The following is a 13,402-nucleotide window of genomic DNA, read 5'->3' on the forward strand; positions in this document are numbered from 1 at the left end:
ACAGGGGATCGCCCGTATGCCGTGAACCAGGTGTTGTGCCGTGGTCCCATACGTCGGCGCCGCGGCCCGTGTGGGCTCGTGGCGCCTGGCGACGAGCTCAAGAGAAACAGGCTCGCGGCCGGTCCGCAATGACCCCTTTTACTAGTTGTGGCCGGATCGGCCCGCCTCGTCCGTTGTGTGGCGTGGGTCTCAATCTGCAGGTCAGATGGGGTGCCAGAACGGATGTATCGGACAAATGGGACTACGATCCCGGGTCGTAGGTGACCTGCGTCATGTGGGCTGCTTCACCGGTGCGCCGACCGTCCGGATACGGACCCTCACGCACCGGGAGCGTCGAATGTGACCGCGGTCTCGAAAGCGGCCCGGCGCGTGGCCCGGCGCAGCGCGCGCAGCAGCGCAGGGCCGAGCGTGAGCGTGAGAACCACGGTGCACACGGCCCGGCCCAGGTCCCAGCCGAGGGACGTGGCCAGGCAGTACGCGAGGAAACGGGCCAGGTTGGCGGGGACCGCGGCGTGCGGGTCGAAGGCGATGTCCGAGGCCAGGGCGCCCATGAAGGGCCAGCCGGCCAGGTTCATGACCGTGCCGTAGGCGAGGGCGGCGACAGCGCCGTACCCGGCGAGCAGGAACAGTTCGGCACGGCCGCGCAGGCGGTACGGGGCCGGGAGCAGCCCGGCGCCCATGGTGAACCAGCCCATCGCCAGCATCTGGAACGGCAGCCACGGGCCCACCCCGCCCGTGAGCAGCGCGGAGGCGAACATCGTCACCGAGCCCAGCGCGAAGCCGAAGCCCGGGCCCAGGACCCGTCCGCTGAGCACCATCAGGAAGAACATCGGCTCGATCCCCGCCGTGCCCGCGCCGACCGGGCGCAGCGCGGCCCCGGTCGCGGCCAGGACGCCCAGCATGGCGACGGCCTTCGGGCCGAGGTCCGACTCGGAGATGGTCGCCGCCACGACCGCGACCAGCAGCGCCAGCAGACCCGCGAACAGCCAGGGCGCGTCCTGGGCGTGCGCGCTCAGCTGCGAGCTGGGCGGGGCGAGAAACGGCCAGCCGAAGGCGACGACCCCGACGGCGCCGGTCAGGACCAGGGCCGCGACGGAGCGGGGGCCGAGGCGGACGGGGCGGGCGGCGCGGGCCGGCTCGGTGCCGCGGGCTCGCTCGGTGCTCACGCCAGCGCCTCCCGCACCTCGGCGACCGTCAGCCACTCCTGCGGGGCCAGGATCTTCGTCACCTGCGGGGCGAAGGACGGGGAGGACACGACTATCTCCGCGGTCGGCCCGTCGGCGATCACCTCGCCCTCGGCGAGCAGCACCACCCGGTGGGCGAGCTCGGCCGCCAGTTCCACGTCATGGGTGGCCAGCACGATCGCGTGCCCCGCGGCAGCCAGCTCGCGCAGTACGGCGACCAGGCGGGCCTTCGCCGCGTAGTCCAGGCCGCGTGTCGGCTCGTCCAGCAGGAGCAGGGGCGGGCGCGCGGTCAGGACGACGGCCAGGGCGAGCGTCAGGCGCTGCCCCTCGGAGAGGTCACGCGGATGCGTGTCGTCCGTGATGCCCGGCAGCAGCTCGGACACCAGGGTGCGGCAGGTGCCCGGCTCGGCCTCCGCGTCCCGGTCGGCGGCCTCGCACTCGGCGCCCACCGTGTCGGCGTACAGCAGGTCGCGCGGCTCCTGCGGGACGAGACCGACCCGGCGCACGAGTTCGCGCGGCGCGGTGCGGTGCGGTACGGCTCCGCCGACGCGGACCGTGCCCGAGGTCGGCTCCACCAGCCCGACCAGGGAACCGAGCAGCGTGGACTTCCCGGCCCCGTTACGACCCATCAGCGCGACCGTCTCCCCCGGGGCCACGGCCAGATCGACCCGCCGCAGGGCGTCGACCCCGCCCCGGCGGACGGCGAGGGCGCGGACCTCGGCGGTCCGCTGCTCGGGAAGCGGAACAGCCGGGGTGGAGCGGCGGAACAGGCGTCGGCGGGGCTGTCGCAGGGTGGGCGTGGGCTGGGCGGGTGCGGGCGTCTGCGAGGCAGCGGCCGGGGCCTGTGAGGCGGACGCGGGTGCGGGCGTGCCCCGCGAGGGAGTGCCGGACGGCGTTCGGCCGGTGGGCCGCGTCCCCGGCACGCGCGCCCGGTCCGTGAGGCGTGCCCGCAGGGCACCCGCGCGGCGGCGGGCGTCTCGGACGGTCAGGGGCAGGGGGTCCCAGCCCGCGAGGCGGCCCAGGTCCACCACCGGTGGGCAGACCGGGGAGACGGCCATCACCTCGGACGGGGTGCCGAGGACCAGGGCCGCGCCGGGGGCGGGCAGCAGGACGACACGGTCGGCGTAGTGGACGACCCGCTCCAGACGGTGCTCGGCCAGCAGGACCGTCGTACCGAGGTCGTGGACCAGGCGCTGCAGCACCGCCAGTACCTCCTCGGCCGCGGCCGGGTCGAGTGCCGAGGTCGGCTCGTCGAGGACCAGCACCCGGGGGTGCGGGGTGAGGACCGAGCCGATCGCGACCCGCTGCCGCTGCCCGCCGGACAGCGTGGCGATCGGACGGTCGCGCAGCCCGGCCAGGCCCAGCAGGTCGAGGGTCTCCTCCACCCGGCGCCGCATCACCTTCGGGGCGAGGCCCAACGACTCCATGCCGTAGGCGAGTTCGTCCTCCACGGTGTCGGTCACGAAGTGCGCGAGCGGATCCTGCCCCACCGTGCCGACGACATCGGCCAGTTCGCGCGGCTTGTGCGTACGGGTGTCCCGCCCCGCCACGGTGACCCGGCCGCTCAGGGTCCCGCCGGTGAAGTGCGGCACCAGCCCGCTGACCGCGCCCAGCACGGTCGACTTCCCGACCCCGGACGGGCCGACGAGCAGCACGAGTTCACCCTCGGGCACCTCGAAGTCCACTCCGCGCACGGTGGGTTCGGCCGCGCCCTCGTACGTCACGCTGACATCCTCGAAGCGGATCACGACAGCTCCTTGGGGCCCTGGGGGACGATGAAGGCGGGCAGCAGGGCGAGCAGTACCGCCGCGGCGGGCCACACGGGCAGGGCGGGCGCGACCAGGGGTACGACCCCGGGATGCAGCGCGTCAGGATCCTGGGCGGAGGCCAGCGTGAGCAGCGCGGCGACCGCGGCCCCCGAGCCCGCCACCAGCCAGGCGCGCCCGCCCCACGGGTCGGGCCGGTACCGGGTGCGCAGCGAGCGGCGACCGCCCAGCCGCAGCCCCGCCAGCGCGGCGGCGACCCCGGCGAGCAGCACCGGCAGCCCGTACGTGCCGCCCTCCGCGGTGAGCAGCCCGTACGTGCCCGCGCACACGCCGAGCAGTCCGCCGAGGGTGAGCGCGGCCGTCGTACGGCGTACGGCGGCGGGGACGTCGGCACTGCGGCCGTAGCCGCGGGCCTCCATCGCGGCGGCGAGCGCGACCGAGCGCTCCAACGCGCCCTCCAGGACCGGCAGTCCGACCTGGAGCAGACCGCGCACGCCCCGGTCCGGCCGGCCGCGCAGCCGGCGCGCGGCGCGCAACCGCTGGACGTCGGCGACGAGATGCGGGGCGAAGGTGAGCGCGACGACCACGGCCACGCCCGTCTCGTACAGCGCGCCGGGCAGGGACTTCAGCAGCCGGGTGGGGCTCGCGAGGGCGTTCGCGGCGCCCACGCAGATCAGGAGGGTGGCCAGTTTCAGACCGTCGTAGCAGGCGAAGACGAGCGCCTCCACGGTGACCTCTCCGCCCAGGCGGATGCCCTGCGCCCAGTGCGGGAGCGGGACTTCGGGGAGCGTGAGGAGGATGTGCGAGCCGGGGATGGGGGAGCCGAGGACGACCGCGAAGACGAGGCGGATGAGCAGAACGGCGGCGCCGAGCTTGGCGAACGCCGTGTAGGAGCGGGACCAGGGGGCGCTGGAGCGGTGCGTGGCCACGACGTAGCCGGATGCGGCGACGAGGAGGCCGAGGAGGAGGGGGTTGGTGGTGCGGGTGGCCGCGGTACCGAGCGAGAGGGCCCAGAGCCACCAGGCGCCGGGATGCACGGTTACGGCGCGCGTGCGCGGGTCAGCCACGGCGGGACCGTCGGGCCTGCCATATCGCCGCTCCTGCCAGCACGGCCACCACGCCCGCTCCGATCGGCAGGCCCAGGGAAGGGCCGCTGTCCTTCTTCGGGGACGACTCCGGGGTCTGCTTTGCGGCGGTGGTCCCCTTCTTCCCCGTCTCTCCCGAGGACACCTGCTCCCCGCACCCCTTCAGCGGATACCCGGCGATCGCACACAGCAGGGCGTTCGTGTCGTAGCGCAGGGGCTTGGCGGCCTGGGCGAGGGCCTCGGCCGTCGTCGCGTCGGGGGAGACGCGCGCGCAGGCCGTGCGTCCGGCGGGCGGGGTCTCGCCGGACGGGGCGTCCTCGGGTGTGCCGAAGTCGATGACCAGGGCGACCCGTTTGGTGCCCGGCTCGGCCGGGGTGTGGGCGCAGATGGTGGTGAAGTCCGCCGTACCGCGCGGCCGGCTGGCGTCGGCCGAGTCCTCGCTCACCGCGAACCGGAAGCCCTCGACGGCGCCGTCGTCGGGGCGGGCGGTCGACGGCCCCTGCGTGGCGTACGTCCAGTGGCCGCCCGAGCGCTCCCAGAACGACCAGTAGCGATACCCGGTGGCCTGCGCCTGTACGGCACCGGCGAGCAGGAGAACGGCGGCGACGAGCAGGGTCGCGGCACGGCGGACGACGGTCACGGCTGCTGCTTCTTCCGGCGCCCGCTGAGCAGGAAGCCGACGCCGATGCCCGCGACGAGGCCCACGCCGACGATCCACCAGACGCTCGTCTTCGAGCTGTCCTCGTTCCGCTTCTCCTTCGCGGGCTTGGCCGTGGCCTTCGCCTGCTGAGGCGCGGGGCCCGTCGCGTCGAGCGCGCGGACCAGGTCGGTGCCGCCGAAGTCGCGCGGCTCGGCGCCGGTCGCGTGCGCGGCGAGGATCAGCTGGGCGTACGCGGCCGGGCCGCTCTGCTGCGCCCACTTCGTGGCGTTCCTCTCCAGCCAGGCGTACGACTTCTTCGCCTGCTCGGTCCGGCCTGCCGCGGCGAGCGCGACGACCGTGTCCGCGGTGTTGCCGTAGTCGGGCTGGTCGGTGGCGCCGGGCAGGGCGGACTTCAGGTAGCCGGTCTTGGCGACCGTGCCGGCCAGGTACGTGGCGGCGTTCTGCGCGAGCTGCGCCGGGGTCTGCTTCTTGGCGGTGGCGCAGGCGGTTTTCGCGGGCGCCTTCCCGGCCGTCGTCACGAAGCCCTTGCCGAGCGCGCCGAGCACACCGGCGGCCGTGGCGTCCGCGTTGGCGACCAGCTTGCCCTTCTTGCCCGGCTGGTACGCGAACGCGCCACCGCCGTCCTGGTCGCAGGGGATGGACAGCTGCGCCAGCGCCGCGTACGGCGTCCCGCCGTCGGCGTGCAGCCGGGCCGTGTCCTGACCGGCCACGGTGAGCGCGCCGATGACGAGGGAGGTGGAGTTCGTGTCGCTGGGGGCGCCCGGCGAGTAGGCCCAGCCGCCGTCCTTGTTCTGCATCCCCTTCAGCCAGTACACCGCCTTCTCGACCTCACCGTCGTGCTCGCCGAGCGCGTTCAGGGCCTGGACGGCGGCGGCCGTGCTGTTCGTGTCGGCCGAGGCGCCCTTGCCCCCGCAGGGCTTGGCCGGGTCGGCACGGAAGGCGGCGAACCCCCCGTCGGGGCACTGCTGCTCGACCAGCCAGTTGATGGCCGACGCGGCAGGCCGTTCGCCGAGCGTCCGCTGGGCGAGCAGGGCCAGCGACTGGCGCCACACGCCGTCGTAGGTCGGGTCAGCCTTGCCGAACAGCCCGGCGGGGACGGTGACCTTCGGGGCCGGGGACGGGGACGCCCCGGCGGCCGTGGCGGGCGCGGCGGCGGCCAACACGCCTACGGCGGCGAGAGCCGCGGCACTGCGGCATACGTTCATGGTCGGCGACTGCCTCTCCCTGGGGGGAGCCGGCAGCGCACGGGAACACCCCGGGCGGCTCGGCTCCGTAAACCTCGACGGTGCCGTGCGCGGCGGGCCGCCGACGCACGTGAGCCGGTCAACGTCCCGTGCGAGGCAGTCCGGCTGACCGTTCTTCGACGGTTCAGGGTTGCGGGTCAGCGCCGGAATTACACCGGCTTCCCCCTGTACGGGTGTGATGACGACCCCGCCACTTTACCGGCAGCTCCGCGGCAGCTCGGAGTGGCTGTGGCCACACCGGGCCGGGGCAGTACGGTCACGCTCATGACGGTGACGGGGAAACTGATCGGATCGGGCCGTTCGGCCGATGTGTACGAGATCGACGACGCGTGGGTGCTGCGCCGGGACCGGGAGGGCTGGGGCAACGCGGCGGCCGAGGCTGACGTGATGGCGTACGTGCGACAGCACGGGTATCCGGTGCCGAGAGTACGGACCGACGGGTCGCGCACCGACCTGGTGCTGGAGCGGCTGTCCGGGCCGACCCTGCTGGGCGCGCTCGTGGAGGGCCGGGTGGGCGCGGCGGAGGCGGGCGCGCTGCTCGCCCGGTTGCTGCGCCGGCTGCACGCCGTACCGGGGAGGGACGCGGCCGACCCGGAGGCCCGTGTTCTGCATCTGGACCTGCACCCCGACAACGTGATGATGACTGCGGACGGGCCGCGGGTCATCGACTGGTCCAACACCGAGGACGGGCATCCGGGCCTGGACTGGGGGATGTCCGCGGTGATCCTCGCCCAGGTCGCCGTCGGCGACGAGCCCCTGGCCGACGCCGCCCGCGCGCTGCTCACCGCGCTGCTCGCCGACCCGTCCGACCTCACCGAGACGGGCCTGGCCGAGGCCCGCCGACGTCGGGCCGGCAACCCGACCATGACCCGCCGAGAGGTCGAACTCCTTGCAGACGCCGTGGAGTTGATTCGCTCGCTGGCCTTTCGGAAGGACTAGGCTGCGAACAGGTCGGACGTCGGGAGGATCGCGGCGGTCAGATGGACGGCCATGCGGCGCAGGGCCTGCGCGCATTCGTCGGTGTCGTCGCCGCTCACCACCCAGTGGGCGAGCCGGTCGGTGACGTTCGCGTGCGGGGCCGCCGTCACCGCGTCGCCGGCCCGCTTGGTGAGGAGCATGCGCTCGGCGGACGGCTCGTGCGCGACGGCGGGGTCCAGGTCCAGTCGGGTCAGCCGGCCGGTTGCGGCCGGGTAGGCGAACTGGATCGCGGCGGCCCGCTGCCGGGTGGGGGTCAGGTCCGGGTGGCGGCCGGTGGCCAGGGTCGCGGCGGCCCGCACGAGGTCCACGCCGGTGGCCAGCTCGACCAGCAGCGGGACCAGATCGCCGGGGAGGTGCGGGACGACGTCGGCGACACGCGGGCCGCGTTCGGTCAGCCGCAGGCCGACGCGTGCGACGGTGTGGGAGAGGCCGAGGGCGCGAACGGTCCGCTCGACGGCCTGGCGGCAGAACCGGTTGTGCAACAGCCCGTCGTGGGCGTGCACTTGGTGCCGCAGCGGCAGCCGGGCGGGCGGCGGGCCCAGTGCCGTACGGGTGAGCGCGGCGATGCGGACCTCGTCGTCCAGGACCACGGTCTCGGCGAAGACCAGCGGCCCCGTCATGTCCTTGGCCCCGGCCGGCGGCCCGTTGAGCCGGGTCAGCAGTGCGGACAACGACGCCCGGTCGGCGCAGGCCACGGCCGTCTCGGACGGCAGTCCGGGCAGCCCCAGCCGCTCGGCGATCCGTGCCGCCGTGGCCAGATGCTCCCTGCCCCAGGTCAGCAGGCCGCGCACCGGATGCCGGGCCGCGTACCGGGTGACCGCGTTGGTCGTCTGGGTCTCGTGGCGCGGGTCGGCCGCGATGTGCCCGGACAGAAAGGGCCGCGCCCAGGGCGGCGGGGCCGTGCCGACCAGCACCACCGGATGCGCCGCTGCGATCCGTGACAGGGTGAACTCGCCGTACTCGGCCCGTTGTTCCGCACCGAGGAGAAGGACAGGCTGCGCCATCGGTGCTCACCTTCATGGGAGAAGGCGGACAGAGTGACGCCCCGGATGCCGCTCCCCCATAGGCGGCACCCGAGGCGGGCCAGATCACGCTCTGTTCTTGCTCTGTGTGTCTTGATCCTCACCCGTCCCACCCTCAACTGTCAACAATTGCTGCCTCTTTGGGCAGGAAACCCTGCCGCGCCTGGTAGCCGGACGGGCGACCGGGTAGCCTCGCGTGAGCCCAGCCACCGAACCGACGACGACGCTACCCAGGGGGGACCTCGGTGAGTGACGCCCATGCCCCGCTGGCCGAAGCACTCGAGCTGCTGGGGGAGTTGACCGGCCGCCCCGGCCGGCTGCCCGAGGTGCTCGATGTCGCCGACCTCTCCTATCGCACCGGCATCCCGGTCGGCGTCGTCGTGGAGTTGCTCTCCGGCGGCCGGGCACCCGAGGCCGGTCTGGCCGAACGGGTGCGGCAGCGGCTGGACTTCATCCGCGAGACCCGGCGCCGTCCCGACGGCAAGCGGTACTCGCTGGACGAGCTGGCCAGGATCGCCGGGACCAGCCGGCAGTGGCTGAGCGAGTGGCGCAAGAGCGGCATGCCCGGCCTGGAACACACCGACCGGCTGCGCCGGTACTTCGGCCTGCCGGCGGGCTTCTTCACCGCCGACGAGCCGGAGGCGCTGTGCGAGGCCCTGAAGCCGGTGCTGCAGGGCCTGGGGGCCGATGCGGACCCGCTGGTGCGGCTGCGCGAGTGCGGCCTGGTGCGGCTCGCCGCACGCGCCCCGCAGATGAACGCCCGCCAGCTGACGGCCCTCGCCGACCTCGCCGAGATGATCATCTCCGCGGAGCGAGCGGGGGACGCCGGAGGCCCTGCGCCTGAGCACGCGGACCCCGTGCGGCGGAACTACACCGCCCGGTAGGCCACCGGCTCACTCCCCGCCACGGCCTCCGCCCTCCCCAGCTTCACCAGGCGCCGCAGATGCGCCTCGGCCTCCGAAACCGCGATGTTCCGTGAGCCGTACGGGATTTCGGGCCAGGGCCGGTTCCAGTCCATGCGCTCGGCCAGCTGCCAGGGGGTGAGCGGCTCGGAGAGCAGCGCCAGCAGGCCGTCCAGGCGGTCCGCGTGGTGGGCCAGCAACTCCCGCACCCGGCCCGGGGCATCGGTGAAGGCGTACTGGTGGGCCGGGAGGACTTCGGCCGGCATCAGGCGGCCCACCCGTTCCAGGGAGTCGAGGTAGTCCCCGAGGGGATCGGTCTCGGTCGCGTCGTCGGGGTCCTCGTACAGGCCGATGTGCGGGCTGATCTCCGGCAGGACGTGGTCCCCGCTGAACAGGCGTCCATGGCCCGGGAGTTGGGCCGGGTGCTCCTCCTCCAGGTGCAGGCAGACATGGCCGGGCGTGTGGCCCGGGGTCCAGATCGCGCGCAGTCTGCGGCCGGGCAGGTCGAGGAGTTCGCCGGGGACGATCTCCCGGTCCGGGAGGGCGGGGGAGAGGCCGGGCAGGGGGCGGGGGGTGCGGAGCGGCGCCAGGTGTGCCTCTGGGGCGCCGGCAGCCTCGAGTTTGGTGCTCATGTAAGTGAACCAGCGTTCCGGCCGGGCCTCCCGGGTGCGCCGCACGACCGCGGTGTCGGCGGCGTGCATCGCCACCCACGCGCTGGATGCCTCGCGCACCCTGGCCGACAGGCCGTGGTGGTCCGGGTGGTGATGCGTGATGACGACGCCGTACACCTCTGACACCGTCGTACCGCAGGCAGTCAGCCCCGCCGTGAGCGTGTTCCAGGACGCGGGATCGTCCCACCCGGTGTCGACCAGCACCGGGCCGCGGTCGGTCGCCACGACGTACACCAGCGTGTGGCCGAGGGGGTTGTCCGGGATGGGCACCGCCACGGACCGCACGCCTCCGCCGTGATCGAACGTCGTCGTCATCTGTCCTCCGCCCCACGGCCGTTGCTCACTATAACCAGAACTGATGCGGCGTCAGGTTGTCCACGAGAAAGACGATCCGCCGATTCCGCTTCCTGTTGATATTCGGTGACAATTCACCGATCTGAATATGAAGTTCCACCCAATAGGATCATTTTCGTCGCCACCCCCCACCCCGCCGAACACGGAAGCGCATCAGCGTCACACGGATGCGCCAGCGCCGGACCGGCGAGTAGTGGCACGCGGACCCATTCATTCCGGTATTCCGGTCACCGTTCCAAGGAGATTCCTCATGCTGAACGCATCCGCCCGCCGCCGCTCGCTCCTCGCCGCCTCGGTGCTCGTGAGCGCTCTGGGCGCCACCGCCGTGCTGCCCGCGGCGACCGCCTCCGCCGCTACCACCGTCACGTCCACCACCAACCCGGCCGCCCGCTACGCGGGCAAGGCCGTCCCCCTCGGCCAGCACATGGTGGCCGTCCTGCGCAACGACCCCCACGCCGGCGGTCCCGAGGCCTGGATCCGCGCGGTACCGGCGCACTGGCGCCAGGGTGACCCCTACATGTACCGCGTCCTGGCCAAGCTCGACCGCAACCACACCACGGCCGAACAGAGCGGCCTGTCCCTGCGCCTCGTGGGTGTCAACGGCTCGGCCCCCACACTCCGCGTGACGGCCGACGGCAGCACGCACGCCAACGCTCTGCCCAAGGTCGGCACCCCCGACGCACGGGGCTGCACCATCATCACGGATCAGTTCATCGGAGCCGGCACCGTCGCCGTGCTGAGCAACGGCCTCGACGGGCCGTCGGCGTTCTTCAAGGACGCCGGTGACGGCACGCGCTTCGGAGGGGTCGTCAACCGCGCGCACCCCGCGCTGCCGAAGAGCGCCGGCTTCGAAGCCCGCATCGTGAACTCGTACGGCCCGGCTCCCAAGCTCCTCACCAACATGGAGGGCGGAGGTCACCCCGCGAGCACGACGGACTTCCCGAAGCCGGGCTGCACCAACTGACGCGATGCTCCGGCACTGCCGGACCCGGCCCTGACCAGTGGTCCAGCCGCTGGTCAGGGCCCATCTGGCCCTAGGTCTGGCCTAGTTTGACTAGAACTGGTATCAGTTCTGAAACAGCGTCAGAAAGGGTGTCGGCCATGACCGAGTTCGTGGAGCACGGACAGCTGTTCATCGGTGGGGAGTTGACCGATCCCCTGGGCGGGGACGTCATCGAGGTGGTCTCCCCGCACACCGAGGAGGTCATCGGCCGGGTGCCGCACGCCGCGCGTGCGGACGTGGACCGGGCCATGGCCGTGGCGCGCCGGGCCTTCGACGAAGGCCCCTGGCCGCGCGCCTCGCCGGCGGAGCGGATCGAGGTCGTCACGCGCATCAAGGACGGCATCCTCGCCCGGCACGAGGAGCTCGCCCGGGTGATCTCCGCCGAGAACGGCTCCCCGTACTCCTGGAGCGTCCTCGCCCAGGCGCTCGGCGCGATGATGGTGTGGGACGCGGCGATCCGGGTCGCGGGGGAGTTCACGCACGAGGAGCGCCGGGACGGGGTCCTCGGCCCGATCCTGGTCCGGCGCGAGCCGGTCGGCGTGGTCGCGGCGGTCGTCCCCTGGAACGTCCCGCAGTTCGTGGCCGCCGCCAAGCTCGCGCCCGCGCTGCTGAGCGGCTGCACGGTCGTACTGAAGCCGTCCCCGGAGTCCCCGCTGGACGCGTACCTGCTGGGCGAGATCGCCCGGGAGGCCGGCCTGCCGGAGGGTGTGCTGTCGATCCTCCCCGCCGACCGTGAGGTCAGCGAGTACCTGGTCGGGCATCCCGGCGTCGACAAGGTCTCCTTCACCGGCTCGGTCGCGGCCGGCAAGCGCGTGATGGAGGTCGCCGCCCGCCACCTCACCCGCGTGACGCTGGAGTTGGGCGGCAAGTCGGCGGCGGTTGTGCTGCCGGACGCGGACCTGACGGCGGCCGTGTCGGGCATCGTCCCGGCGGCCTGGATGAACAACGGGCAGGCCTGCGTCGCCCAGACCCGCATCCTCGTCCCGCGCTCCCGCTACGACGAGTTCGCCGACGCCTTCGCGCAGGCGGCGAACGCGCTGAAGGTCGGCGACCCGCTGGACCCCGCGACCCAGGTCGGCCCGCTGGTCGCCGAGCGGCAGCAGCGGCGCAGCCTCGACTACATCCGCATCGGCCAGGAGGAGGGCGCCAAGATCCTCGCCGGCGGCGGCCGTCCGGCGGGCCTGGAGCGCGGCTGGTACGTCGAACCGACCCTCTTCGGCGACGTGGACAACAGCATGCGCATCGCCCGCGAGGAGATCTTCGGACCGGTGATCTGCCTGCTGCCGTACGGCGACGAGGCCGAGGCCGTGAGCATCGCGAACGACTCCGACTACGGCCTGTCCGGCAGCGTGTGGACCTCGGACGTCGAGCGCGGCATCGAGGTGGCCCGGCAGGTCCGCACCGGCACCTACTCCGTCAACACCTTCAGCCTGGACATGCTGGGCCCGTTCGGCGGCTACAAGAACTCCGGCCTGGGGCGGGAGTTCGGGCCCGAGGGGTACGGCGCGTACCTGGAACACAAGATGATCCACCTGCCGGCGGGGGCGTAGGGGATGGGCGACCGCTGGCACGTGGAGATCGACCGTTCCGTCTGCATCGGCTCGGCGCAGTGCGTCCACCACGCCCCGGGCGGCTTCCGCCTCGACTCCGCCCGCCAGTCCCACCCCGCCGAGCCGGACACCGACGCGAGCGAACAGGTCCTCGCGGCGGCCGAGAGCTGCCCGGTGGAGGCGATCATGATCACGCTGCTGGGCAGCGGCGAACCGGTCTACCCGCCGGAGGAGTAGCGGAGTCGGCGCTTCAGGGCGCCGTTCCCGGCTCCGTCAGGTCGATCAGGCGGCACACCGTCTCGATGTCGATCTTCACCTGGGCGATCGAGGCGCGGCCCGAGAGCCAGGTGATGAGGGCCGAGTGCCAGGTGTGTTCGATGACGCGGACCGCCGAGAGCTGTTCCGGGGTGGGGTGTTCCAGGCCCATCGCGTCCAGGATGATCAGGGTCGTCTGGCGGGAGACCTGGTCCACCTCGGGGCTCACGCTGCGGTCGGCGAAGGTGAGGGCGCGGACCATGGCGTCGGCCAGGTGCGGTTCGCGCTGCAGGGCGCGGAAGGCCCGCATCAGGGTCTCCGCGACCCGCTCGGCGGCCGTGTCGCCCGCCGGCGGCTTCTTCCGCAGGGTGCCGTGCATGTGCTCCAGCTGGTCCTGCATGGTGGCGACCAGCAGATGCACCTTGGAGGGGAAGTAGCGGTAGAGCGTGCCCAGGGCCACCTGGGAGGACTCCGCGACCTCCCGCATCTGCACCGCGTCGAAACCGCCCCGGCTGGCCAGCTGGGCGCACGCGTGCAGGATCCGGCGGCGGCGGGCCTCCTGCCGCGCGGTGAGCGGCGGCGAGGCGGGCCGGACCGTACTGGCTTCCCCCTTGGATTCCGCAGGCATGGGTCCCGTTCCGTGACAGTCGGTGAGGGCGTCTACAGGGCACGTGATCAGACAGCAGGGCGGGGCTTCCGGCCGTGGCGTGAATCACCTGATCCACTG

The 13,402-nt window shown here is 73.2% G+C and carries 13 protein-coding genes; 5 read left to right on the forward strand and 8 right to left on the reverse strand.

From position 1 onward, the window contains the following. Positions 1 to 317 precede the first annotated feature (317 nt). Genes ACWD3E_RS03910 through ACWD3E_RS03930 form a run of 5 tightly spaced genes read right to left on the reverse strand, consistent with a single transcriptional unit; the run spans position 318 to position 5,901 of the window. Positions 318 to 1,166 (reverse strand): ECF transporter S component, encoded by an 849-nt coding sequence (locus ACWD3E_RS03910; protein ID WP_451385927.1) that lies wholly within the window; start codon positions 1,164 to 1,166, stop codon positions 318 to 320. After that, positions 1,163 to 2,932 (reverse strand): ABC transporter ATP-binding protein, encoded by a 1,770-nt coding sequence (locus ACWD3E_RS03915; RefSeq protein ID WP_451385928.1) that lies wholly within the window; start codon positions 2,930 to 2,932, stop codon positions 1,163 to 1,165. Before ACWD3E_RS03915 ends, ACWD3E_RS03910 begins: the two co-directional genes overlap by 4 nt. Beyond that, a complete protein-coding gene (locus ACWD3E_RS03920; protein WP_451385929.1) occupies positions 2,929 to 4,017 on the reverse strand; it encodes an energy-coupling factor transporter transmembrane component T in 1,089 nt (362 codons plus the stop codon). Before ACWD3E_RS03920 ends, ACWD3E_RS03915 begins: the two co-directional genes overlap by 4 nt. Beyond that, a complete protein-coding gene (locus ACWD3E_RS03925) occupies positions 4,010 to 4,675 on the reverse strand; it encodes an SCO2322 family protein (protein ID WP_451385930.1) in 666 nt (221 codons plus the stop codon). The genes ACWD3E_RS03920 and ACWD3E_RS03925 overlap by 8 nt, the downstream gene beginning before the upstream one ends. After that, the gene (locus tag ACWD3E_RS03930) at positions 4,672 to 5,901 is read right to left on the reverse strand and encodes a prenyltransferase/squalene oxidase repeat-containing protein (protein ID WP_451385931.1); all 1,230 of its coding nucleotides are present in this window, start codon (positions 5,899 to 5,901) and stop codon (positions 4,672 to 4,674) included. The genes ACWD3E_RS03925 and ACWD3E_RS03930 overlap by 4 nt, the downstream gene beginning before the upstream one ends. A 303-nt stretch (positions 5,902 to 6,204) precedes the next feature. Between ACWD3E_RS03930 and ACWD3E_RS03935 the strand changes: the two genes are divergently transcribed. Further along, positions 6,205 to 6,879 (forward strand): phosphotransferase, encoded by a 675-nt coding sequence (locus ACWD3E_RS03935; protein ID WP_451385932.1) that lies wholly within the window; start codon positions 6,205 to 6,207, stop codon positions 6,877 to 6,879. Here the strand turns inward: ACWD3E_RS03935 and ACWD3E_RS03940 are convergent. Continuing rightward, on the reverse strand, positions 6,876 to 7,922 hold the full coding sequence (locus ACWD3E_RS03940) for a hypothetical protein (RefSeq protein ID WP_451385933.1): 1,047 nt from the start codon (positions 7,920 to 7,922) through the stop codon (positions 6,876 to 6,878). The two genes, ACWD3E_RS03935 and ACWD3E_RS03940, sit on opposite strands and share 4 nt — an antisense overlap. 263 nt (positions 7,923 to 8,185) lie before the next feature. Between ACWD3E_RS03940 and ACWD3E_RS03945 the strand changes: the two genes are divergently transcribed. Then, positions 8,186 to 8,824 (forward strand): XRE family transcriptional regulator, encoded by a 639-nt coding sequence (locus tag ACWD3E_RS03945; protein ID WP_451385934.1) that lies wholly within the window; start codon positions 8,186 to 8,188, stop codon positions 8,822 to 8,824. Here the strand turns inward: ACWD3E_RS03945 and ACWD3E_RS03950 are convergent. Then, positions 8,809 to 9,828 (reverse strand): MBL fold metallo-hydrolase, encoded by a 1,020-nt coding sequence (locus tag ACWD3E_RS03950; RefSeq protein WP_451385935.1) that lies wholly within the window; start codon positions 9,826 to 9,828, stop codon positions 8,809 to 8,811. The genes ACWD3E_RS03945 and ACWD3E_RS03950 overlap by 16 nt on opposite strands. Positions 9,829 to 10,117: 289 nt before the next feature. On the opposite strand from ACWD3E_RS03950, the gene ACWD3E_RS03955 reads away from it, so the two are divergent. From ACWD3E_RS03955 to ACWD3E_RS03965, 3 genes are all read left to right on the forward strand, one after another. Further along, complete coding sequence (locus tag ACWD3E_RS03955) at positions 10,118 to 10,831, forward strand: hypothetical protein (RefSeq protein WP_451385936.1); 714 nt, start codon at positions 10,118 to 10,120, stop codon at positions 10,829 to 10,831. 137 nt (positions 10,832 to 10,968) lie between these two features. After that, positions 10,969 to 12,420: an aldehyde dehydrogenase gene (locus tag ACWD3E_RS03960; RefSeq protein ID WP_451385937.1), complete on the forward strand. Its 1,452-nt coding sequence runs from the start codon at positions 10,969 to 10,971 to the stop codon at positions 12,418 to 12,420. 3 nt (positions 12,421 to 12,423) lie between these two features. After that, positions 12,424 to 12,657 carry a ferredoxin gene (locus tag ACWD3E_RS03965; protein WP_451385938.1) on the forward strand — a complete coding sequence of 78 codons (234 nt, stop codon included), beginning with the start codon at positions 12,424 to 12,426 and terminating at the stop codon, positions 12,655 to 12,657. A 13-nt stretch (positions 12,658 to 12,670) separates the two neighbouring features. On the opposite strand, the gene ACWD3E_RS03970 is transcribed toward ACWD3E_RS03965, so the two are convergent. Beyond that, positions 12,671 to 13,303 (reverse strand): TetR family transcriptional regulator, encoded by a 633-nt coding sequence (locus tag ACWD3E_RS03970; RefSeq protein ID WP_451351240.1) that lies wholly within the window; start codon positions 13,301 to 13,303, stop codon positions 12,671 to 12,673. Positions 13,304 to 13,402: the final 99 nt, after the last annotated feature.

This window comes from Streptomyces sp. NPDC002676, assembly GCF_053592455.1.